Source organism: Leclercia sp. M50, from assembly GCF_037150775.1.
GTDB lineage: Bacteria > Pseudomonadota > Gammaproteobacteria > Enterobacterales > Enterobacteriaceae > Enterobacter.
The window spans coordinates 1-22,903 of the sequence record NZ_JBBCPK010000075.1 but is presented as its reverse complement, the minus strand read 5'-3'; the positions used below and the strand labels follow the sequence as shown (position 1 = coordinate 22,903).

The following is a 22,903-nucleotide window of genomic DNA, read 5'->3' as shown; positions in this document are numbered from 1 at the left end:
GGCCGGGTAAGCGAAGCGCCACCCGGCATTTAAACACTTACAGCGACTTCACAAACGTCAGCAGGTCTTCATTCAGCTGGTCCTGATGCGTCAGCGCAAAGCCGTGCGGTGCATTGTCATACACCTTCAGTTCCGCATTGCTAATCAGCTCCGCCGCTACTTTGCCGGTGGTTTCGAACGGCACGATCTGGTCGTTGCTGCCGTGGATCACCAGCGTCGGGACGTCGACTTTCGCCATATCCGGGCGGAAGTCGGTCTCGGCGAAGGCGGACACACAGTCCAGGGTGCCTTTCAGCGAGGCCAGCAGGGCGATGTTCAGGGTCTGGGTCAGGCCGCCTTCAGAGACTTTCTGCCCGGCGTTGAGGCCGTAGAACGGGGTGGCGAAATCGCTGATGAACTGGGCGCGATCTTTCAGCAGGCCGTCACGAATGCCGTCGAAGACTGACTGATCCACACCCTGCGGATAAGAGTCGGATTTACCGAAGATCGGCGTTACCGCTCCCAGCAGCGCCAGGCCCGCCACGCGATCGGTGCCGTAGATGCCGATATAGCGGCTCACGTCGCCGCCGCCCATGGAGAAGCCCACCAGGGTCACGTCGCGCAGATCCAGGGCGGTGATCAGGTCGTTGATGTCGGAGGCAAAGGTGTCGTAGTCGTAGCCGTTCCACGGCTGATCCGAACGGCCAAAGCCGCGACGGTCGAAGGCGATAGCGCGAAAGCCGCGCTCGGCCAGATAGTTAAGCTGGCTGTCCCACATGTCGGCATCCAGCGGCCAGCCGTGGCTGAACAGCACCGGCTTACCTGCACCCCAGTCTTTGTAGTAAATCTGCGTGCCGTCTTTCGCTTTGATCGTAGCCATAGTCTCTTCCTCAAAAGGTTGTTTCAGGTTTTAAACCGGCGCCACCAGATAGCGGGTTGCCGGGGGGGCATCGCCCTGATGAAAAGCCAGGACGCGGCTTTGCAGCAGGTGGTCATTCATGGTGTGCCGCTCCTGCAGGCGCAGGTGTTCCACCCACGATCCCAGCAGGAAGGTCTCGATATACAGGCCCGGCCGGTCGATATCTTCATACACCGCCCAGCTCATGGCTCCCGCCCGGCGACGTACCCGGCGCAGCTCGTGTACCGCCTGCAGAAAATCGGGTACCGCTTCGGGATCGACAAGGTACTCACAGGAGACCAGCACCGGCCCGCGTTCGTTGGGGATGTTCTCCCGGGCGTCGTCGGCGATAAGCCCGCTGGTGTCGAGGTTCAGATTGGGATCTTTCTCAAGCCGCCAGCGCAGCACCGTGGCGCTCGCCAGCAGCATCCCGATCGTCGCCACGCAGAGCGAGGTGGCGGTGTTGACGTGCGAGGCGATCTGCCCCCACAGGGCGCTGCCCGCGGTCATCGAGCCGAAGAAGACCGTCAGATAGACCGCCAGCGCCCGGGCCTTCACCCAGCGTGCGGCGCTGCGTTGCGCCCCGAGGTTGAGGGTGGAGAGCACCGCGATCCACGCAAAGCCGGTGAAAAACTCAAACAGGTTCAGCAGCCAGAAGTGACGCACAAAGGCCAGGGCCAGCATGGTGATGGCGAAGATCAGGCTCGCCGCCACCATCAGTTGGTCTGCATTGAGGCGCTGGCGCAGACGCGGCAGCAGCACCGCCCCGGCAATCGCCCCCAGCCCGATGCAGGCCAGCATGATGCCGTACCCCGCCGGGCCGAGGCCCAGCTCCCGGCGCGCCACCAGCGGCAGCAGCGCCCAGCCCGCGCTGGCGAAGAGAAAGAACGCCACGGTACGAATCAACACGTTACGCAGCACCGGGGCGGCGTGCACATAGCGCACCCCGGCACGCACCGCCGAGAAGAAGTGCTCCGGCGGCAGGCGCTGCACCGATGCCGCAGGTTTCCAGCGCCACAGCACCCAGGCCACGCCCAGCACCGACAGGGCGTTGAGCAGGAATACCATCCACGGCCCCGCCAGCGAGAGTAAAAAGCCCCCCAGCGCCGGGCCGATGGCGCGGCTGATATTCACCCCCAGTGAGTTCAGCGCAATCGCCGGGCCCAGCTCCGCCTTACTCACCAGATCCGGCACCACCGCCTGGAACGGCGGCGAGCTCATGGCGCTGCCCACGCTCAGCAGAAAGGCCGCCACCAGCAGCACCGTCGGGGTCACCTGGCCGGTAAATGACAGCACCGTCAGCCCCGCCGCGGCAATAAACACCCACAGCTGGGAGAAGAGCAGGTACTTGCGCCGGTCGACGATGTCCGCCATCACCCCGGAGGGCAGGGCGAAGAGGAACATCGGCAGGCTGCTTGCCGCCTGCACCAGGGCGATATCCAGCGGATCGGCGCTCAGGGTCAGCATGCTCCAGTTCACGCCGACGTCGCTCATCCACGAGCCGACGTTCGACACCACCGTAGCGATCCACAGCATGCGGAATACTCGCTGGTGCAGCGGCTGCCACGTTGAGATCGCCGGGGCAGGCGGATGTTCGATGTGCGCGTCGGTCACCTGGGTCATGCGAATCTCTCCGTGGCACGTGTACGCAGCCGCCAGCCACCGGGGCCGGTGATGGCCAGGGTGGTGAAGATGATCAGCAGCAGCCAGCCAAACTGACCTTCCGCAATCGACCAGCCCGGATGCACTACCAGCATCGCCACCAGCAGCACGGCGATGATTGGCACGCAGGCCAGCCGGGTCGCCACGCCGAACAGGATCAGGATCGGGCAGATCACCTCGGCGACGATCGCCGGGATCAGGCTGAAGTACGGCCCGAAGCCAAAGGGATCTTCGATCCGCGTCAGCTCTTCGCTGAAGTGCAGCACCTTCGGCAGGCCATGCACGTACAACAACAGCAGGCTGCCGGTGATGCGCAGGAAGAACAGCCCCAGGTCAATCCGGGGCAGGGTCTGTGTTTGTGAATTCATCATGATTAAAACGCGAAGCAGCTGCAGCCCAGCGCTCCCCAGAAGGCGTTATCATCGGCCACCGGCATCTCTGCCGTGCGGGCAAAGTCGTGCGAATGGTTGTGCACCCCGCACGGACCGCTACAGTGGTGCGCAGGCTGCATCCCCACGCGGGCGGCCTGTGGCGGTGCGCTGCGGTAGTGACCCGGCACCTTGACCACCGGGGACCACTCCGGCAGGACCGGGATAGCAGGCGGCGCCAGCGGACCGAAGCTGCCTGCGGCGTAGACGATATCGCCATCCACCACCGTCAGCACTGACTCGATGCCCTTGATCTCCTCTTCCGGCACGCGGAAGTAGTCTTTGCTCAGCACTGCCAGATCCGCCAGCTGGCCCTTTTTGATCTGGCCTTTCTGGTTCTGCTCGTTGGAGAACCACGCGCTGCCCTGGGTCCAGAGCATCAGGGCGGTGTCGCGATCCAGACGGGCGCTGTGATCGTACATCTGCATTCCGCCGACGGTACGGCCAGAGACCAGCCAGTAGAGGGCAGTCCAGGGGTTGTAGCTCGCCACGCGGGTGGCGTCGGTCCCGAGTCCTACCGGCACGCCGGTCTCAAGCATACGGGTGACCGGCGGGGTGTGGCGCACCGCCTCCATCCCGTAACGCTCGGCGAAGTACTCGCCCTGGAAGGCCATGCGGTGCTGCACGGCGATGCCGCCGCCCAGCGCCTTGATGCGGTCGATGTTGCGCTGGGTCACCGTCTCAGCATGGTCGAAGAACCAGTGCAGGCCGTCGAACGGGATCTCGCGGTTCACCTTCTCAAAGACATCCAGCATCCGGCTGATGGACTCGTCGTAGGTGGCGTGCAGGCGGAACGGCCAGCGGTGCTCCACCAGATGGCGCACCACGCGCTCCAGTTCGTCCTCCATGCCGGGGGCCAGATCCGGGCGCGGCTCAAGGAAATCTTCAAAGTCGGCGGCGGAGAAGACCAGCATCTCCCCCGCGCCGTTATGGCGGAAGAAGTCGGTGCCCTGGCCCGGCTTGAGCATATCGGTCCACTTCTCGAAATCTTCCAGTTCATGACCGGGACGCTGGGTGAAGAGGTTGTAGGCGATGCGGATGGTCATCTGCTTTTTCTCGTGCAGCTCGGCGATCACCTCGTAGTCTTCCGGGTAGTTCTGGAAACCGCCGCCGGCGTCGATGGCGCTGGTTAAGCCCAGGCGGTTCAGCTCGCGCATAAACTGGCGGGTGGAGTTCACCTGCTGCTCCAGAGGCAGCTTCGGCCCTTTGGCGAGGGTGGCGTAGAGGATCATGGCGTTCGGACGGGCGATCAGCATCCCGGTCGGGTTACCGTTGGCATCGCGCTGGATCTCACCGCCCGGCGGGTTCGGGGTCTCTTTGGTGTAGCCCACCACCTTCAGCGCTGCGCGGTTGAGCAGGGCGCGGTCATACAGGTGCAGGATAAAGACCGGGGTGTCCGGTGCGGCCTCGTTGATCTCGTCCAGGGTCGGCATGCGGCGCTCGGCAAACTGGAACTCGCTCCAGCCGCCCACCACGCGCACCCACTGCGGTGACGGGGTGCGCAGGGCCTGCTCTTTCAGCATCCGCAGGGCATCGGCCAGCGAGGGCACTCCCTCCCAGCGCAGCTCGAGGTTGTAGTTCAGCCCGCCGCGGATCAGGTGCAGGTGCGAGTCATTGAGGCCCGGGATGGCGGTGTGGCCTTTCAGATCCACCACTTTGGTGGCGTCGTCGTGGTACTGCATCACCTCGGCAGCGGTGCCGACTGCAAGGAATTTGCCGTCACGCACGGCCACCGCTTCGGCGAGGGGATTTTCACGATCGACGGTATGAAACTGGCCATTCACCAGAATCAGATCTGCTTTGGCAGAGGAAGTCATAATTGCTCCTGACTGAGAGGGGGAATGGTCAGGATTATTGGAACCGGTTACTGAAAAAAACCAGTTATACAAAGGGATAGGTATACCAAAGTATAACTATACCTGCGTATAACTATACGAAAGGTTAATTATACAAAGAGATAATTACCGCCGGGGCCAGAGAGGCATAGGATGCACTCAACGCATCGTCAACGCGTGGTGCGATTTCACCTGTTAACCTCACTGGATACCATTATGTCTAACTCAAAGCTCGAAGTGTTAACCCCGGATAACTGTCAGATTATCTTCATCGACCAGCAGCCGCAGATGGCGTTTGGCGTGCAGTCTATCGACCGTCAGGTGCTGAAAAACAACGTGGTAGCGCTGGCGAAATCGGCCAAAGTGTTCAACATCCCGACCACCATCACCACCGTTGAAACCGAAAGCTTCTCCGGCAACACCTTCCCGGAACTGCTGGATGTTTTCCCGGGCAAAGAGATCCTTGAGCGTACCTCCATGAACTCCTGGGATGACCAGAAAGTGCGTGACGCGCTGGAAGCCAATGGCAAGAAGAAAGTGGTGGTCTCCGGTCTGTGGACCGAAGTGTGCAACAACACCTTCGCCCTGTGCGCGATGCTGGAAGGCGACTACGAGATCTACATGGTGGCGGACGCTTCTGGCGGCACCTCAAAAGAGGCCCACGACTTCGCCATGCAGCGCATGATCCAGGCGGGCGTGATCCCGGTAACCTGGCAGCAGGTGATGCTGGAGTGGCAGCGTGACTGGGCGCGCAAAGAGACCTACAACGCGGTAATGGATATCGTGCGTGAGCACTCCGGTGCCTACGGCATGGGCGTGGATTACGCCTACACCATGGTGCACAAAGCACCGTCTCGCCAGAAGAGCGAGCACGAAACCCTGGCGCCGGTTCCGGCCCCGGTCCGCTAAGTTAACAGCGGCAGGCTGGGCCCTCATCCGGCCTGCCGCTGACCTCTCTGGAGTGCATCATGAGTACTGGGTTAATTTCCCTCGCGGCAGGCGTGCTTATCGGCCTGCTCTACGCGCTGTTGAAAGTCCGCTCTCCGGCGCCGCCCGCGCTGGCGCTGATTGGTCTGCTGGGCATGCTGGCAGGCGAACAGGCCACCCGCCATTTTTTGCATGCTGACGACACCGCGCAAAAGGCGCCCGTCACCCTCTCCACAGGAGCCTCCTCATGAAAGCCTGGGTCGTTTCGCTGAGCTGCGGAATTCTGGCAGGGGTTATTTATGCCGCAATTGATGTACACTCGCCCGCGCCGCCCGTTGTTGCGCTGATGGGGCTGTTTGGCATGCTGGTGGGGGAGCAGTTGATCCCGATTGGCCGCCGCCTGTTCAGCCGTCAGCTGACGATGACCTGGTTTCGCCACGAATGCGTACCCAAAATCAGCGGTACTCCGCCTCCACCCCGTCCCGGCGACGGCAGCGAGGTTTAATCACGTCCATATTGAGGAAAGAGAGCATGCCGCAGCGCATAGCCATCATTGATGATGAACGGTCTGTTCGCAGCGGGTTAAGCAACCTGCTGCAGTCGGAGGGGTATGCCACAGAAGCCTTCGACTCGGCGGAGGGGTTTCTCAGCCACCCCACCGCGCTGACAGACGCGGCGCTGGTGATTGCCGACATCCGCCTGCAGGGGATGAACGGTCTGGAGATGCTCGACAGGCTGCACCTTATCGCCAGTTCACCGCCGCCGCTCATTTTTATCTCAGGTCATGCGGATGACAACATAGAGCGCTACGCTGTTGAGAATGGCGCCGTTGCTTTTTTGCGCAAGCCGATAAACGTCGATGTGCTGCTGGCGCACATTCAGCGCGCGCTCGCCACCTGACACCACCTGCACCGTTATCCCACGAGAACCATTAATGAAGAAAAATAAGGAAACGTGGATGAACACCCCATCGCTGCCTGCACTCTGGCCCGCCCCCGGAAATTTATCCGAAGGGCGGGCTTTTGTGCTTAAAGAAGATGTCATTTTTACCCCGCTGGGCCAGGAGGGGAGCCTCTGCTGGCTGAATGCCCGCCTGCCCAGCTCCGGCGGGTCGTTTATTATCGCCACCGCCGTGAGCGATGAAGAAGAGGCCAACGCAACGCGCCTGCTGCGTAATGAGTTTGCCCTGCGGGAGTACCTGAGCGACGACTGGGCTATCCGTCCGGTCGCCACCACGCAGTACCACGGGCGATTTGCGCTGGTTTACGCCCCTTTTTCCTTTGTGCTGCTGACGCGCATCGTTGGTGCGCCGATGGCCTGTATCCAGAGCTTCCTGGAGCTGGCGATCCGCATCAGCCTGCCTCTGCGTCTGATGCATCTGCGCAACCTGGTACACGGGGATATCAAGCCCGGCAATATCTTTATTCATGACGACAACAGCTGTCGGCTGGGGGGCTTTGGCCTGTCGTCCGGCGCCTCGGAAGAGCTACAGCAGTCGCGACTGGCCATCGTGGGCGGCACACCTGCTTACATGTCGCCGGAGCACACCACCCGCACCCACCGCTCGGTGGACAGCCGCAGTGATCTCTACAGTCTCGGGGTGGTGCTCTACGAGCTGCTCACCGGCAGCCTGCCGTTTGAGCTGGGCGGCCAGGATCAGGGCAAGTGGGCGCATTACCACATCGCCTCGGAGCCGCGCTCCCCGGGAGCGGTCTGCCCCGGCGTGCCCGCTATGATCTCGGCCATCATCCTGAAGATGCTGGCGAAAAAACCGGAGAACCGTTACCAGACCATCGACGGCCTGATCGCCGACCTGCGCCGCTGCCAGGCTACCCTGAGCAACGAGGGCGATATTGCCGCCTTTACCCCCGGCTTGCAGGATCGCTCCCCGGCGTTTCATCTCACTGATACCCTCTACACCGCCCATCCCCAGGCAACGGATCTGATCCACGCCTTTGACCGGGTATGCCGCGACAACCTTGCCGGATTTGTGGCGATCAGCGGCCCGTCGGGGATCGGCAAATCGTCCCTTATCGCCTCGGCGCTAAAGGCGCTACAGCACCGCAACGTGCTGCTGGCGGTAGGCAAGGTGGATCAGTTTTCCCCCACGCTGCCCTATGCCGCCCTGAGCTCAGCCTTTCGCACCCTGGTGCTGCACCTGCTGGGGCTGTCGGCAACGGAGGTGGCGCAGTGGAAGATCCGCCTGTCGCGGGAGCTGGAGGGGTATGACGAGCTGGCCGTCAGCCTGGTGCCGGAGCTGCGGCTGCTGCTGGAGAACAAGCCGCGCTTCTCCAGCGACAGCTTCTCCCTTGACGCCCGGGCGCGCTTCAGCCATATGGTGCTGGCGCTGGTGAAAACCTTCGCCAGCGCGGGCTGCCCGCTGGTGTTGCTGCTGGATGATATCCACTGGATCGACGCCGCCAGCCTGCAAATTCTGGCGTACCTGCTGACCAACGCCAGTAACGTGCCGCTGCTGCTGGTGGTGGCGCACCGGGATGTCTGCCCGGTGCCGGACAGCACCCTGCATCAGCAGCTGGCGAACCTGCACCGGATCTCGCGCAATACCACCGAGCTGTGCCCGGAGCCGCTGTCGGTGAAGGCGGTGTCGCGCTGGCTGGCGAGCATCTTCCATACCCGATCCGCCAGCACGGCGGATCTGGCCGGGCTGATCCACGAGAAAACCGGCGGCAACCCGCTGTTTGTCCATGAGTTCTTCCGCCGCATCGTCGATGACGGGCTGGTGACGCACAACAAATATCAGGATAAGTGGCACTACGATCTGCACGCCATCCGCACCCGGCACTACACCGAAAACGTGGTCACGCTGGTGCTCCAGCAGCTGGAGGAGATGCCCGAAGAGACCCGTCGGCTGCTGGGCAGCATCGCCTGTCTGGGCGGCAGCGGCGAGCTGGAGATGGTCTGCCGGGTGGTATCAATGTCGGTGGCGGAGATCCGCTACGCCCTGCATCCGGCGGTGACGGCGCAGCTGATCACCCTCAGCGAGGAAGGCTATGCCTTTACCCACGACCGGGTTCAGGAGGCGGCCTTCGCCCTGCTGGATAACGCCGAGCGCAGCCACCTGCACCTTACTACCGCCAGCCTGCTGGCGGAGTCGGCCCGTCAGGCGGCGGGTAACGAGATCCTGTTCCGCGCCGTCCACCACGTGACGGCGGCGCTGGACAGCATTCAGCCTGCGCCCCAGCGCCAGATGTTCCGCGAGCTAAGCCTGCTGGCCGCCCGCCGCGCCCGCCGCTCGGGGGATTATCTGTCGGCCCTGAGCTATATCCAGACCGCCCGGGCGCTGGGCAACGCCGGATCGTCGCCCGAGAGCGCCAGCGACTTTATTCTCGACAGCGAAGAGGCAGGCTGCGAGTTTGCGCTGGGCAATCTTGAGGCCACCCGCAGGCTGTGCGACCGCATTCTCGGCTCCCCCGGCGGGCTGGCGGAGAAAGCGCTGGCGGCCAACCTGCTGGCCGAAGTCTATATGCGCCAGTCCGACAACCGGCTGGCGCTGGAGGCAGCCCTCTGCTGGCTGGCGGTGTTTGGCATTCACGTCAGCCGCTTCCCGGAGACCGCCGAGTGCGACGAGGCCTGGCAGAGCCTGTGCAACCGCGTTGGCGAGAACCCGCAGGACCATTTTAGCCGCCTGCCGCTGATGAAAGATGGCGACACCGAGGCGGTGATGAACCTGCTCAACAGCGCCAGCCTCTTCGCCAGCTTCACCAGCTCGCGCCTGCATTTCATTCTGCTGTGCCGGATGATGCACCTGACCCTGGATCACGGCATCACCGGCGCCTCCACCTCCGCGATGGCGTGGTTCGGGGTGCTGATTGGTCACCGCTACGCCGAATACCGGCTCGGCTTCCAGTACGGCACCCTGGCCCGGGAGCTGGTCAACCGCCACGGCTACGACGCCTTCGAAGCCAAAACCCTGCTGGCGCTGGATCAGCTTAGCGTCTGGACCCAGCCGCTGGGCTACACCATTGAGTGCGCCAGGGCCTGCTTCACCTCCGCCGTGACCCACGGCGATATGACGGTGGCCTGCTTCGCCGCCTGTCACCAGGTGATCAACTTCCTCACCCGGGGCGATCATCTCGACGCGGTGCTGATGAGCATCGAGCGCGGACTGGCCTTCGTGCGTAAAACCCATTTTCAGGACATAGAGACGATCCTGCTGATGCAGCGCCACTACGTGGAGCACCTGCGCACCCCGGTGAACGGTCAGTGGAGCGCCAGCGAGGCGCTGCCGCAATCCCTGCTGCCTGCCGCCCCGGAGCAGGCTCCGGAGCAGACCTCCACCATGCTGTTCTGGTTCTGGCTCTACCGTGGCATGGCCCACTTCGCCTGCGGCGAGTTCCCGCAGGCGGCAGATAATCTGGCCCAGGCCGGGCGCTTTGCCTGGTCCGCGCCGGGCCATATCCACCTGCTGGACTACCACCTTTACAGCGCGCTCACCCTCTCGCAGCAGCTGACCCCGGAGACGTTTTCCGCCGATCTACGCCGTCAGATCCACCTTCATTACGACAAGATCGCCCTCTGGGCGCGGGTTAACCCCGGCACCTTTGCCGATAAAGAGGCGTTGATCTACGCCGAGATCGTGCGCCTCGACGGCATGAACAGCATCGCCCTCGAACAGTACGAGAAGGCGGTGCGCCTGTCGCGCGAAGGGGGCTTCAACCCCTTCAACGCCCTGGCCCACGAGCTGGCGGGGCGCTTCGCCCACGCCTGCGGCTACACCACCGCCGCCGAGGCCCACTTCCGCGGGGCGATGACCGCCTGGGGTCGGGCCGGGGCGCAGGCCAAAGTGCGCCAGCTGGAGCGGGATTTCCCCTATCTGCTGGCCCCCGGCCAGGCCAACGCCTGGGACACGGTGGCCTTTGCCCGTAACGAGGAGATCCGCGACTTACAGAGCGTGATCAAGGCGTCGCGCGCCCTGTCGGAAGAGATCAACCTCGAGCGGCTGATCGAAACCCTGATGACTATCCTGCTGGAGCGGGCCGGGGCGCAGCGCGGCTTTTTAATCCGGGTGAATGACAACAACATCCCGGAGATCGAGGCCAGCGCCAGCACCACCACCGACGGCGTGAAGGTGCAGATCCGCAAAGAGGTGCCGATGGCCACTGAGATGCCGCTGACGGTACTGGCGGCGGTGATCCGCACCGGGCAGGAGATCCACACCGGCAAACCGGAAGAGTTCCACCCCTTCAGCCAGGACCCGTATCTGGTCACCTCCGGCGCGGCGGTGATGTGCGTCCCGATGTTCAAGCAGGCGCGGCTGGTGGGGGTGCTCTACCTGGAGAACCGCCTGATGCCGGAGGTCTTTACCGTCGAGCACTCCCGGGTGGTGAGCCTGCTGGGGGCGCACGCCGCCATCTCACTGGAGACCGCCCGGCTCTATGCCGAGCTGCTGGAGGAGAACCAGCAGCGGCGTCGGGTGGAGAAAGAGCTGCGGGCCAGCCAGACCTCGCTGATGCTGGGGGAGCAGATCAGCCATACCGGCAGCTGGCGCTGGGAGCTGCAACAGGATCTGATGTTTATGTCGGAGGAGTATGCCCGCATTCTGGGCCTGCCGGAGAAGCAGAAGATGATCTCGATGGCGGAGTTTCTCACCTTCGTGCATCAGGATGACTATCCGCGCATCAGCACTCTGGTGACCGAGAGCGTGCGCGACGGCCTGACCATGCGCGCCGAGTTCCGCATTATCCGCGCCGACGGCGCCGTGCGCACCATTCTGGGGATTGGCGATCCGGTCGGCGTGGGCAGCGAAGTGAACGAGTATTACGGCATCATCACCGACATCACCACCCAGCGGACGGCGGAAGATGCCATGCGGGTGGCGCAGGCCGAGCTGGCCCGCGTCTCCCGGGCGACCACCGTCGGCCAGTTAACCTCGTCCATCGCCCACGAGATCAACCAGCCGCTGATGTCGATTGTCGCGAATGCCGGGGCCAGCCTGCGCTGGCTGAACCGCGATCCGGCCCGGCTGGATAAGGCCAGGCTCGGGCTGGAGGAGATTGTCTCCGAGGGGGAGCGGGCAGGGGAGATCATTCGCAGCCTGCAGTCCCTCACCCGGAAACAGGATCCGGCCTTTGCCCGTATCGATCTGCACTATCTGGTGCGGCACATCATCACTCTTTCGCGCAGCGAGCTGGAGCGGCGGAACATCAGCGTCAGCTATGCCCTGGCGGCGGCGAACAGTTTTATTGTGGCTGATAGCGTACAGATCCAGCAGGTGCTGCTGAATCTGGTGATGAACGCGGTGGAGGCGATGGCCGAGATCAAAACGCGGCCCGGTACGCTGCTGCTCTCCACCTCGAACCCGGAAGGGGGCGGGATCACATTTGAAATCGCCGACAGCGGTACCGGCATCGCCCAAGGGCAGACCGAGCGTATCTTTGACTCGTTCTACTCCACTAAAGCCCAGGGGATGGGGGTGGGGCTGACCATCAGCTACAGCATTATCGAGCGCCATCGCGGCAAGCTGACGGCCCGCAACCGCGAGCCGCACGGCTCTGTCTTTGCCTTTACCCTGCCGCTGGCGGAGGGCGAGACGTCACTCTGAGGGCTGGCTTCTGGTCAGGCGCTCCGCGGCCCTGACCAGATCCGCCAGCGAGCGGGCCTGCATCTTCTCCATTACCCGTCGGCGGTGGACTTTGACGGTAATTTCACTCACCCCCAGTTCGGCGGCGATCTGCTTGTTCAGCATCCCGCTGATCGCCAGCTGCAACACCTCCTGCTCCCGCGGCGTCAGCGAGAGATGGCGCTGCTTCAGAGAGTACTGCTCCCGCAATTGCAGGGCGTTCTCTTCCGCCAGCTTCAGCGCGTCGCCAATGGAGTTCAGCAGATCGTTCGACGCCACCGGCTTGGTGAGAAACTCATACGCACCGCCCTTCATCGCCTTCACCGTCATCGGAATGGTGCCGTGGCCGGTAAGATAGATTATCGGGATCTCGCGCCCGCTGGCCTTCAGGGAGTCCGCCACTTCAAACCCGCTGATGGTGGGCATCTGCATATCGAGGATCACGCAGGAGGGCACATCTTCAAAGGTGTGTTGCAGAAAAGATTCTGCCGAGGAGAAGTCGAGGGCGTTCAGCCCGGCAGACTCCAGCAGCCCGACCACGGACCGCCTTACAGCGTGATCATCATCAACGACATAGACAATGTGTTCCATTAATAGCCCCAATGTTTCAGCCTGACAAAGATGAGAGGATTTTCGCTCAGCGTAAAAACCGCCCCCTCTGTTCATGCGTTTCAGGTGGCAGTTTTATGAACATGTCAATTTTAACACATTAATTATCATTATCATTTAACAATATGATAACTATATGAAAGGCGAATTATTGCAGGCTCAGCGCATCGGGTAGCCGCAGCTCAGACGCTTGTAGGGTTTCGCCAATATAAAAGGGTACAATCCATAAGCGTATACCTGTATTGCAAAATTCGTAGGGCATTTGCAGCGGCTGATTAAAATGATCGTGTGCAGGGTAAATAAGTAACATATCCCCGTTGCCCTGTAGGTAGTTCACCCCGTATGCCAGCATCTGAAAGAGATCGTCCCGGGACTGATCGAGCTGAGCCTTACGATCGTCCGCAATTTTCCATTTAATATCGCAAACGATTGTCGCTCCAGTGCTTCCCTCCCGCGGCCTTAATTTGATGTCGGGCCAAAGACCAAAGAGTTCATCGCTGTTGAATCGCACCAGTTTATGTTCATAGACTTGTGGCTCTACATGCCAGCTGTGGCGATAGTGATGACGCATCCATGCCGTGACAAAAGACTCAAATACCGCCTCCATCGGGAAAAGCAGAGAGATCGCACTGGATTCCCCCTGCATACAGTGAGGCGACTGACCCAGCAGGATCAACCGGGCCCAGGCGAGTGCATGTTCGTAATGGTGCATATGGCGATCCAGCCGCACCTGGTCGAAGGCAACGCGAACATCGTTGATAGACGGGATATCTTCAAAGTGTGCCTGCAATGGGCGAAGTTGCTGCAAAAGTTGTGGATGGCGCGTCTGGCGATAGACCTTAGCAAGCGCGGTTTTCAGGATGCAGTTTTCCGGGCGTTCAACGTTGTACTCATCAAACTCAACCTGAAAACGATCCTTTCTTACACAATTTTTGGTGAGCTGGGCGGAGATCCGCAATTTTCCCTTCATCCAGGGCAAATTATCCTGAAGACGCAAATAGTCTCGTTTCAGGCCCTGACGCACAATTTGCTGTACGCTATCGATAAATTGCTGAATAAACACATCCAACAGCGGCATTTTTGAGGTCCTGATGCTGGATGTGGAGGTAGCAATATGGCGAAAGGATTTTAGTGTACGCAGCATCATCAGGAGCTGTTGACGTGCGATGTCGACATTCTCTTCGCTGTGTCCGGTTTTTGGCAGCACTTCAATAAAGCTATTGCCGGGCAGGGCGATCACCCCGGTATAATTCTTTACCTGAAGGGTCTTTACACCACCCCGGCTACGTAAAGTAAGCAGGCGATGCGTGTTCTCCGCATCATCCCTCAGAGCGCGCTGCTCAAGCCACTCAAACAGGCGAGCGGGCAAGGCGACCGCATAAGCTACGCGGTCGCTATCTTTTTCGCTTACCAGGTGTCCGTATTCGAAGACGGTAAAATGTTGTCGGGAGCTCATTCCCCGTTACCTTTGCGTAAGGCATAAATTTGCTGCCAGGCGAGTGGGTTATTCCAGATGTCGTCATCTTCGTCAGCCAGCAAGAAACGGGAGCCGATCTCTTGCAGGTCGTTAGTGCCACTCATGCCGAAGAGGTCAGCGAACTGTTTCTGATCTTTTACCTCGCGGATAAATTGCAGTTGTTCGTCTTTCTGGTTATCGCCCAGCACCATGCGGATCTTTTGCCAGTCATTATAGAAGTACTCTTCCAGCAGCGGCAGAACCTTATTTCTCATGATCCGCTTGAGTCTTGCAAAGGCCAGCTCTTCGTCTTCTCTGGCCTGCACAACCGGGATGAAAAAGGCGTGACCAAGCGTGTGTTCGCTGTCATACAGTACCTGGATGCGGTCATTTAGGGTTTGCAGCAGGCGCGGCAGATTTATGCCCTTAACGATGGTATTAGCCAGAACATCAATATCTGGCAGCATGGCTTCGAATTCGAACCGGCGTCGCAGGGCGGTGTCCAGAGCAGTGAGAGACCGGTCGGCGGTATTCATAGTACCAATCAGATAGAGATTATTTGGTACGCTGAATGAGGTGGCAGAGTAAGGCAGCATAACACTAAGCGCTTCAGGCTCTCCGGCGCGTTTAGAGGTTTCGATCAGCGTGATCAGCTCGCCAAAAATTTTAGAGATATTGCCACGGTTAATTTCGTCAATAATCAGGACGTAGTTTTGTCGTTTTTCAGGCATCTCCTCAGGGTTTAAGGATATTTCGCCCTGATCAACCAGATAGTTAATAATGCTGCGTACATATGAGGGATTATGTACTTCAGCCTTCGGGTTTTGGTAAACCAGACGGATGTCTTTGAGGTAGGCATTATAGCCCTGGTCTAAATCATCTTTTTTTGATTGCGACGGGAAGATCCCAAAGGTAGTCTGGCTCTTATAAGTCAGTTGGAAAGGTTTCCCTCGCTGCGTTTCAAGGATAATGTTCTCGCCTTCTGCCAGACGCCCTTGCAGACGGGCAAGCGCTTTATCAAGTTTTAGCTGAACGCCTGCGTGACCGAATGCGGCATCCTCACAGATTTGTTTAAAAATACCCGGTTTGATTTCATAGCGAATATTGCCGTCGTCAGTGGTCTCCGCTCTTAACCCCTCAATAAACTCCTCGTAGCCGAAACTCTGATGGAAAGTAATAAAACGCACCCGTTTTTCAGCAATCAGACGGTCGTAGATTTTTTTTAGCTCGCGGCGTTTTTCAGTTTCATCTTTACCAAACTGCTGCAAGTACGCTTCGGGTTCGCAGGCACGCACAGCCAGGGCAATAGTGCGATAGGTTTTACCGGTACCAGGCGGGCCGTAAAGGATGGTATTTTTCGGCAGTTGCGGAGTGCTCACTTTTTCGTCCTGCTCCTCCTCGGAGGAGGTCATGTCACTGCCGAGTGTCGTGATATCATTTTTTTTCTCAATCACCTGGTTATAGAGATGCCAGAGTGACATGTTAAGTTCGATAGGATCGATCTCATCACCTAATGCTCTATGCAGCGCTTTTTTGAGATCCAGATTACGTGCAAACCATCCCTGCTCCTTTGGAAGTCCGAGTTGAAAATGGTTATTGCAGTAGTTATAGCTACTGAAAAAATAACTGACGTTGACGACATTAGTGATTTGCTGAGGATAAAAGGCTGCAAAGGCGCGATGGCATAATGCCCAGTAAACTTTGTTCAGCACGCCGTCAGCTTTCAGCTTGAGCAGGCGTTTGATTACCTGTTCGTAATTGTCCAGGGAGCACTCTTTAGCTATTTGACGGGTAAGAGCGAGAAGCTGTTTTTGCGCAGATTCGAATTCAAACTGGGACATGCCGCCCTGTTTCAGGCTTGAGATACCATTGCTGCGATCATACCAGATCTGTCGGATCGTATCCGCGCTAAAATTGGGTTTTTCTGCCTGAATCTTGTCAACAAGTTTGCGGTAGCGCTTACCCCAATCCGGGCTATACCGATCGTTTTTTGCAATGTGGGCATTGAAGAAAGGGGCTAACGCAGATGAATCCTGAACCATGACGCACTCCATGTGGAGGATAAAGAAATTAAGATAATCCGTATTTTATAGGATTTATCTGAATTGCGTCACTGCCTGTTCAGGGGAGGCAGTGACGAATTATCCGGTTGTGTTTCAGTCCTGAATGCGCTGTCTCACTCCCCCACCAGCTCAATACGGTTCCCGTCCGGGTCCGCAATTACCGCTTCATAATAGCCATCTCCCGTCATCCTTGGAGCGCTCAGCAGCGTATTGCTCAACCGCGCCTGCTCCGCCATCCGATCCACATCCGCCCTGCTACCCACGTTCAGGGCGATATGCGCCCAGCCGACAAACTCCGGGTGCGAAGGGCGATCGGGCAGATCCGGCACCGTCATTAGCTCGATAGTCGGTCCGTCGGACAGCGTGATAAAGTGCGATTCAAAGCCCGGACGGTTTTTGCTGAGGTAGCGTTCGTTACGCTGGCCGCCAAAAACCGTCTGCCAGAAGTGGACCTGTGCGTCCAGGTTACGGGTCCAGAGTGCCACATGTGCAATATTCATCTTATCCCTCGCTGCGGGCGGGTTGAGAGGCGGTGACGGTCACGGAGAGCAGGGCGACGACCAGCATCAGCACCATAATGACCATAAACGCCTGGGTTAAAGAGGTGGCGTGCGCCACGAAACCGATAATTGCGGGCCCGGCGAGCACGCCGAGATAGCCCAGGGTGGTGATAGCCGGGACGGCAACTGCCTGCGGCATGCGTGTCTGGCGGCCAACGGCGGAGAACATCACCGGCACGATATTGGCGCAACCGGCGCCCACCAGCACGTAGCCCAGCAATGACAGCTGCCACTGCGGGACAAAGGTCACCAGCGCAAACCCTGCGGCGGCCACGATGGCGCCCCCCACCACGGTGCGCAGGGCGCCGGTGCGGGCGATCAGTTTATCGCCGGTTAAGCGGAAAAAGGTCATCGCCACCGAGAAGCAGGTGAAGCCCAGCCCGCCCAGGGATTCAGGCACGCCGCGCACCTCGGTCAGGAACACCGCGCTCCAGTCCAGCACCGTGCCTTCGGCGAGAAACACCGCAAAGCAGATGAGGCCGATCAGCAGCACCACGCCGCGCGGCACGGCAAAGGCCGGGCCAGAGGCGGGATTGGCCCAGGGCAGTAGCCCCTTCAGGCTGAAAGCGAGCATCAGGATAACGCTCAGGATGATGATCAGGCAGGCGATAAAAGCGCTGGCCCCGAGGGTCAACAGCAGGGTCATCGCCCCGGCGCCGGCAATGCCGCCCACGCTGTACATGCCGTGAAAACCAGACATCACCGGCCCGGGGGCGTCGCGCTCAACGATGATCGCCTGAATATTCATGGCGCAGTCCGTCACGCCGACCCCCACGCCAAACAGCAGCAATGTGGCGGCGAGCAGGCGCGGATCCGGGATGATGGCCAGCAACGGGGTGGTGAGCAGTACGATGACCATCGCGGTGACAATCACCCGGCGGCAGCCGTAGCGGCTGGTCAGCATCCCGGTGAGCGGCATCGCAATTAACGCCCCCATCCCCAGACAGAGCAGCAGCGAGCCAAGCGTGGCCTCGTTAACGCCGGTGTTGGCTTTGGCGTAGGGCACAAGCACCGCCCAGGTGGCGGTGACGTAACCGGCAATAAAAAAGACGATCCGGGTGGCAAGCCGGTGGACGGCTCCGGTGGTCTGAGAGGTCATTTCACATCCTTATCAGGTTTCTGTAACGGGGAGGCAGGCGCCGTGCGCTGCACCGTTTCCCCGGCGCGCGCATCTGCGTTCACAGGTTCAAACAGAAAGCCGTCATGGGGCTGGGTGGCGGGCACCTGCTGGTGGTAATCATCATAGCGCTTCATTGTGATACTCCGGTTTCGGGCCAGGTGGATTGACAGAGCGCGTCGTCATGCAACATTATGCGCATTGTTGCTCGATTCAAATCCAGAGAAGATTATTTATGCTCGATTATGCAGCTTTCCCGGAACAACGACAAGATCGGATCCGCCAGATCCTGCAAGAAAATGGCCGGGTGGTCTGTGCCGACCTGGCGATCCGCATGCAGGTATCGGAACACACGATTCGCCGTGATTTACATGAGCTTAGCAAAGAAGGATTCTGTAAGAAGGTCTATGGCGGGGCGGTGCTACAGCTGGCCGATGCCGGGAACTTCTACAGCCGCGAGCAGCAAAACCACGCAAAAAAAGTCACGATCGCGCAGAAAGCGGCAACCCTGATCAAGCCGGGTAGCTGTATCTTTATCGATACCGGCACCACCAACCTTGCACTGGCGAAGGCGCTCCCCCCGGATCTGGCCGTCACCGTGGTGACTAACTCCCCGGCCATCGCCGCAGAGCTGCTGCGTCACCCGCTGTGTGAGGTGATTATCACCGGCGGACAGATCCAGCGCGGCTCCGGCGGTGCGGTGGGGGCGACGGCGGCCAGCCAGATCCAGGGGATGATTTTCGATCAGGCGTTTATCGGTGGCTGCGCCATGGATCCCGGCATGGGGCTGACCGGTTTCGACTTTGCTGACTGCGAGTTCAAGAAAGCGGTGATCGGCCAGAGCAGCCAGACCATCGTGGCGCTCACTACCGACAAAATTCCCGGCGTGGCGCGCTTTGTGGTGGCGAAAAGCCGCGATATCGACGTGCTGGTGGTGGAGGCGAGCCTGGATCAGGAGGCGATTGCGGCGTTTACGGCAGAGGATGTGCGGGTTATCAGCGCCTAACGTACCGCAAACACCACCGCCGTCCAGTTAACGCGCGTAGCAGGCGGAAATTCGGGACAGGGCTGGAGCGGCGTGCAGGCGCCCGCCCAGATAAAGGTCTCTTCATCAATCCGGTACCAGTGAGGATTTCCCTGCACCGCATCACCCACCACCGCCGCCTGAATGCGAACCACGCTTCCTTCAGGCAGCTCACCGGCCACAGGTGCGAAAACGGACGGGGTCTCCTTACGGGTATAAACCTCCATTAGCGTCTTTACGCTGGCGGAAACCGGCAGTTCAATAAACGGGCTCATCGCAGGCCTCATGACAATACGCTCTTAGTGATTAACGATATAAGTCGCTCTGTAACTTGCGCTCACGATAAAGCGTGAAACTGTCACCCTGTGTCATGCGAATGGCTTAATGGGCAGGTTTTCATTCCCCCTTGACCCACGACAAGGCAGCGCGGCCCCACCTCTTCCTATAATCACACCCGTTTGTCTTTTTAACTGGTGCTAACCATGGCGTATCAACTCAACCTGAACTGGCCGGAATTTTTAGAAAAATACTGGCAAAAGAAACCCGTTGTCCTCAAAAACGCACTGCCAAATTTTGTCGATCCTATCAGCCCGGATGAGCTGGCAGGGCTGGCGATGGAGCCGGAGGTGGACAGTCGCCTGGTGAGCCATAAAGAGGGCAAATGGCACGCCAGCAACGGTCCGTTCGAGCACTTCGATGGCTTAGGCGAAACCGGCTGGTCGCTGCTGGCGCAGGCGGTTAACCACTGGCACGCCCCTGCCGCCGAGCTGGTGCGTCCGTTCCGCGTCCTGCCGGACTGGCGTCTGGACGATCTGATGATCTCCTTCTCGGTGCCGGGCGGCGGCGTGGGTCCGCATATCGATCAGTACGATGTGTTTATCATCCAGGGGATGGGTAGCCGTCGCTGGCGCGTGGGTGACAAGCTGCCGATGCGTCAGTTCTGCCCGCATCCGGCGCTGCTTCATGTCGATCCTTTTGAGCCGATCATCGACGAAGATCTGGCCCCGGGCGACATTCTTTATATTCCGCCTGGATTCCCCCACGATGGCTTCACCCACGAGACGGCGCTCAACTACTCCGTAGGTTTCCGCGGGCCGAATGGCCGGGATCTGATCAGCAGCTTTGCCGATTACGCGCTGGAAAACGATCTGGGCGGAGAGCACTACAGCGATCCGGATCTCACCTGCCGCGACCATCCGGGCCGGGTTGAGGCCTATGAGCTTGAGCGCCTGCGCAAGATGATGATCGACATGATCAGCAAGCCAGACGATTTTACACAGTGGTTTGGCAGCTTCATCTCCACGCCGCGCCACGAGCTGGATATTGCCCCGGCGGAACCGGAGTACACGCCGGAAGAGGTACTCGACGCGCTGACGGGCGGCGAAACGCTGACTCGCCTGAGCGGGTTGCGGGTGCTGAATGTCGGGGGCAGCTTCTTTATCAACAGCGAGCGGCTGGAGGTGTCGGATGCAAACGCAGCGGATGCACTGTGCCGCTACACCGAGCTTAGCCGTGCGGAGCTGGGCGATGCCCTGCGAAATCCGGCATTTGTGGACGAGCTGACCGGGCTGATTAACCAGGGTTACTGGTACTTCGACGAGTGATCACAAAGGCGGCGCGGGGCACAGGCTCCACGCCGCCACCTTTAAGCGGCAAGGATATGACAGGCTTTCCAGTAATCAAGAAGGCGCTCGTCATCAGGTTCTCGCTCCGCTTTACTTTTCATGGCCCGTGCCAGATTCTCTCTCGACACCTCCTGGCCTTTTTGGACGATATCTAAAACCGCTTCACCAAGAGCCAGGGATATTTCGGTACGATTGGTTTCTACCATATATGCCTCCATGTTGAGTGCGTGAAGATAATTATGCGACATAATAACGTGCCTGGAATATTTCTCAGTTGATTCTTATATATTTCGTGCGAACCTAAAACGCGGCGGGAAATAATGTTTCGAAATGCTAATGAGGCGGTCGAAACGTTATTTATGGACTACAGTTAGTTTCGTGTCACACCCGTAGAAACCAAATGAGGAGAATTAATTATGGTAAACCAGAGTGAAATCAAGGACCATGCTCAGGTAATGGCAAGCTGCGGTACCCACGTTGGCACCGTTGACCATCTTGACGGCAACCGCATTAAGCTCGCAAAAAATGACTCCGAGTCTGGCGGTAAACACCATTATATTCCGCTTGAGTGGGTCGATAAAATCGACGGGAATAATGTGGTTCTGACCAAAGACCATAAAGAAGTGTTTGCTGGCTGGCAAGAAGCGTAATAATCGCCAGCACCAGGCGGATATATTTTAGCTCCGGCATCTTGTCGGAGCTTAATATTTATTAAATTTGCCTGCATTGCCGCCGCGTTAAAGGAGTGATACTGTTTTATTTTTAATATGCTTTTCCAGGCGCAGGTATGTCCGACTCAATGCTCCCTCACCCGGCCCCCACAGCGAAAAAAACCTTTTCCGTTGCTGACTTTAAGGTCTTTGGCGAGCGCTACGGCATTGACTACCGTTTTCCGCTACTCACTGATACATGCGCCAGCAGCAGCCCCGTTCTGCACGGCGATGTCGAAGAGATGATTCTGCCGTCCGGCATCTCATTAACTCACTCCGATGTCCGCGTTCTGCAACCCTATGAAACCACCTCCCGCCACAGCAGCCCGCTCTATGTGCTGGTGGTGCTGGAAGGCTGCGTGACCCTGACCCTCAGCGGCAAGGTTTACTCGGTGCGCCCCGGCATGGCGTTCAGCGCCAGGCTGAGCGAGCAGCAGGCGATGTCTGCCCGTCATGATGCGGATATCGCCCTGAAAACCCTCTCTTTTGGGGTTTACCCTGATGATGCCCGCCGGGAAAACCTGCTTGCCTCACTGTTGGCGCAGTGGGAGAGGCTGAATGCCCCCACCTTTGTCTGGCAGGTGCCAGATTTTGTGCTGGCCGGGATCCAGCATGCCCGCCAGCGCGAGCGCAGCAGCCTGTCGCGCCAGCTGCTGCTGGAAGGGGTGATGTACCAGCTGCTCGGCCACGGCCTGCACCTGCGGGAGCAGGAGGGCGCGGCGCGGGTTAGCGCTGCCGGCGGTGAGCATGCCCGGCTGGAGCAGATCCGTCATCTGCTGGCGCAGGCTCCGGAGCAGGAGTACACCCTCGCCCAGCTGGCGGCTCAGGCCGCAATGAGCCCCAGCAGCCTGCGCAGCAAATTCCGTCAGGCCTATGGCTGCACGGTATTCGACTACCTGCGCGACTGCCGCCTCGCGCTGGCGCGCCGCTATCTGCTGGAAGGCCACAGCGTGCAGCAGGCGGCGTGGATGTCCGGCTACCAGCACGCCACCAACTTTGCCACCGCCTTTCGCCGTCGCTACGGCATCTGCCCCGGCGCGGTCCGTAACGGCTGCTAATCCGTTTTTTCCCCATCGCCAACGCCATTCGTGCGGTTTGGCATTGCGCATACGTACTCTGGCAGCGCGCATAGCTATCTTCTAAATGAAAAAGGTAATAATTCTCATTAATAATTAGAAATAGCTCTGGAGATTTTCATGTTCGCTAAATCGCGGCTGGCACTGCTGGTGGGATGGGTTACCGGGAGCGTCGCGCTCCCCCTGATGGCGCAGGAGACGCCAAAAACCGAAACGGTTGTTGTCACCTCGCAGATGCAGAGTGGCGCCACCAAGCTGGCGACGCCGGATATCGAGACCCCGCAGGCGGTGTCGATTGTTACCCGCGAGCAGTTTGAGGAGCAGGGCGCCACCAGCGTCCGCCAGGCGGTGAGC

The 22,903-nt window shown here is 59.6% G+C and carries 21 protein-coding genes and 1 pseudogene; 10 read left to right on the top strand and 12 right to left on the bottom strand.

Annotated features, from left to right (window positions below; translation table 11 throughout):
* Positions 1-37: 37 nt before the first annotated feature.
* Genes WFM46_RS17285 through WFM46_RS17270 form a run of 4 tightly spaced genes read right to left on the bottom strand, consistent with a single transcriptional unit; the run spans position 38 to position 4,784 of the window.
* Complete coding sequence (locus WFM46_RS17285; RefSeq protein ID WP_336998117.1) at positions 38-859, bottom strand: alpha/beta fold hydrolase; 822 nt, start codon at positions 857-859, stop codon at positions 38-40.
* Positions 860-889: 30 nt separating this feature from the next.
* Positions 890-2,500, bottom strand: a complete 1,611-nt coding sequence (locus WFM46_RS17280; protein ID WP_336998116.1) for an MFS transporter — start codon at positions 2,498-2,500, stop codon at positions 890-892.
* The gene (locus WFM46_RS17275; RefSeq protein WP_442913467.1) at positions 2,497-2,907 is read right to left on the bottom strand and encodes a DoxX family protein; all 411 of its coding nucleotides are present in this window, start codon (positions 2,905-2,907) and stop codon (positions 2,497-2,499) included. Before WFM46_RS17275 ends, WFM46_RS17280 begins: the two co-directional genes overlap by 4 nt.
* Positions 2,908-2,912: 5 nt before the next feature.
* Positions 2,913-4,784 (bottom strand): amidohydrolase, encoded by a 1,872-nt coding sequence (locus WFM46_RS17270; RefSeq protein WP_336998115.1) that lies wholly within the window; start codon positions 4,782-4,784, stop codon positions 2,913-2,915.
* 234 nt (positions 4,785-5,018) lie between these two features.
* Here WFM46_RS17270 and WFM46_RS17265 point away from each other — a divergent pair, with 234 nt between their 5' ends.
* From WFM46_RS17265 to WFM46_RS17245, 5 genes are read left to right on the top strand one after another with little or no spacing between them, the layout of a single operon-like run.
* Complete coding sequence (locus WFM46_RS17265) at positions 5,019-5,711, top strand: hydrolase (protein ID WP_103823317.1); 693 nt, start codon at positions 5,019-5,021, stop codon at positions 5,709-5,711.
* Positions 5,712-5,770: 59 nt separating this feature from the next.
* Positions 5,771-5,980: a DUF1427 family protein gene (locus tag WFM46_RS17260; protein WP_032616311.1), complete on the top strand. Its 210-nt coding sequence runs from the start codon at positions 5,771-5,773 to the stop codon at positions 5,978-5,980.
* Entirely contained in the window at positions 5,977-6,234 is a 258-nt protein-coding gene (locus WFM46_RS17255) for a DUF1427 family protein (protein ID WP_159340140.1), read from the top strand. Before WFM46_RS17260 ends, WFM46_RS17255 begins: the two co-directional genes overlap by 4 nt.
* Before the next feature lie 26 nt (positions 6,235-6,260).
* Positions 6,261-6,629 (top strand): response regulator, encoded by a 369-nt coding sequence (locus WFM46_RS17250; protein WP_159340139.1) that lies wholly within the window; start codon positions 6,261-6,263, stop codon positions 6,627-6,629.
* A 58-nt stretch (positions 6,630-6,687) separates the two neighbouring features.
* Positions 6,688-12,291 (top strand): trifunctional serine/threonine-protein kinase/ATP-binding protein/sensor histidine kinase, encoded by a 5,604-nt coding sequence (locus WFM46_RS17245; RefSeq protein ID WP_336998114.1) that lies wholly within the window; start codon positions 6,688-6,690, stop codon positions 12,289-12,291.
* Here WFM46_RS17245 and WFM46_RS17240 read toward each other — a convergent pair.
* From WFM46_RS17240 to WFM46_RS17215, 6 genes are all read right to left on the bottom strand, one after another.
* Positions 12,283-12,900, bottom strand: a complete 618-nt coding sequence (locus tag WFM46_RS17240; protein WP_039030554.1) for a response regulator transcription factor — start codon at positions 12,898-12,900, stop codon at positions 12,283-12,285. The genes WFM46_RS17245 and WFM46_RS17240 overlap by 9 nt on opposite strands.
* A gap of 166 nt (positions 12,901-13,066) precedes the next feature.
* The gene (locus WFM46_RS17235) at positions 13,067-14,374 is read right to left on the bottom strand and encodes an McrC family protein (protein ID WP_336998113.1); all 1,308 of its coding nucleotides are present in this window, start codon (positions 14,372-14,374) and stop codon (positions 13,067-13,069) included.
* The gene (locus tag WFM46_RS17230) at positions 14,371-16,416 is read right to left on the bottom strand and encodes an McrB family protein (protein ID WP_336998112.1); all 2,046 of its coding nucleotides are present in this window, start codon (positions 16,414-16,416) and stop codon (positions 14,371-14,373) included. Before WFM46_RS17230 ends, WFM46_RS17235 begins: the two co-directional genes overlap by 4 nt.
* A 134-nt stretch (positions 16,417-16,550) precedes the next feature.
* Complete coding sequence (locus WFM46_RS17225) at positions 16,551-16,937, bottom strand: VOC family protein (protein WP_103178083.1); 387 nt, start codon at positions 16,935-16,937, stop codon at positions 16,551-16,553.
* Position 16,938: 1 nt separating this feature from the next.
* Positions 16,939-18,096 carry an MFS transporter gene (locus tag WFM46_RS17220; RefSeq protein ID WP_336998111.1) on the bottom strand — a complete coding sequence of 386 codons (1,158 nt, stop codon included), beginning with the start codon at positions 18,094-18,096 and terminating at the stop codon, positions 16,939-16,941.
* Positions 18,093-18,251, bottom strand: a complete 159-nt coding sequence (locus WFM46_RS17215) for a hypothetical protein (protein WP_336998110.1) — start codon at positions 18,249-18,251, stop codon at positions 18,093-18,095. The genes WFM46_RS17220 and WFM46_RS17215 overlap by 4 nt, the downstream gene beginning before the upstream one ends.
* A 98-nt stretch (positions 18,252-18,349) precedes the next feature.
* Between WFM46_RS17215 and WFM46_RS17210 the strand changes: the two genes are divergently transcribed.
* Complete coding sequence (locus WFM46_RS17210; RefSeq protein WP_336998109.1) at positions 18,350-19,120, top strand: DeoR/GlpR family DNA-binding transcription regulator; 771 nt, start codon at positions 18,350-18,352, stop codon at positions 19,118-19,120.
* Here the strand turns inward: WFM46_RS17210 and WFM46_RS17205 are convergent.
* On the bottom strand, positions 19,117-19,413 hold the full coding sequence (locus WFM46_RS17205; protein WP_336998108.1) for an SH3 domain-containing protein: 297 nt from the start codon (positions 19,411-19,413) through the stop codon (positions 19,117-19,119). The genes WFM46_RS17210 and WFM46_RS17205 overlap by 4 nt on opposite strands.
* 207 nt (positions 19,414-19,620) lie before the next feature.
* On the opposite strand from WFM46_RS17205, the gene WFM46_RS17200 reads away from it, so the two are divergent.
* Complete coding sequence (locus tag WFM46_RS17200) at positions 19,621-20,742, top strand: ribosomal protein uL16 3-hydroxylase (RefSeq protein WP_103178087.1); 1,122 nt, start codon at positions 19,621-19,623, stop codon at positions 20,740-20,742.
* A 41-nt stretch (positions 20,743-20,783) separates the two neighbouring features.
* Here the strand turns inward: WFM46_RS17200 and WFM46_RS17195 are convergent, their stop codons facing one another.
* On the bottom strand, positions 20,784-20,969 hold the full coding sequence (locus WFM46_RS17195) for a DUF2767 domain-containing protein (RefSeq protein ID WP_103181021.1): 186 nt from the start codon (positions 20,967-20,969) through the stop codon (positions 20,784-20,786).
* Between the two features lie 210 nt (positions 20,970-21,179).
* On the opposite strand from WFM46_RS17195, the gene WFM46_RS17190 reads away from it, so the two are divergent.
* The 3 genes and pseudogenes from WFM46_RS17190 to WFM46_RS17180 form a co-directional block, all read left to right on the top strand.
* Entirely contained in the window at positions 21,180-21,413 is a 234-nt protein-coding gene (locus WFM46_RS17190; RefSeq protein WP_103178088.1) for a DUF2171 domain-containing protein, read from the top strand.
* A gap of 137 nt (positions 21,414-21,550) precedes the next feature.
* A complete protein-coding gene (locus WFM46_RS17185; RefSeq protein ID WP_336998107.1) occupies positions 21,551-22,531 on the top strand; it encodes a helix-turn-helix domain-containing protein in 981 nt (326 codons plus the stop codon).
* 138 nt (positions 22,532-22,669) lie between these two features.
* Positions 22,670-22,903 (top strand): annotated as a pseudogene (locus WFM46_RS17180) (TonB-dependent siderophore receptor); the annotation flags it as partial.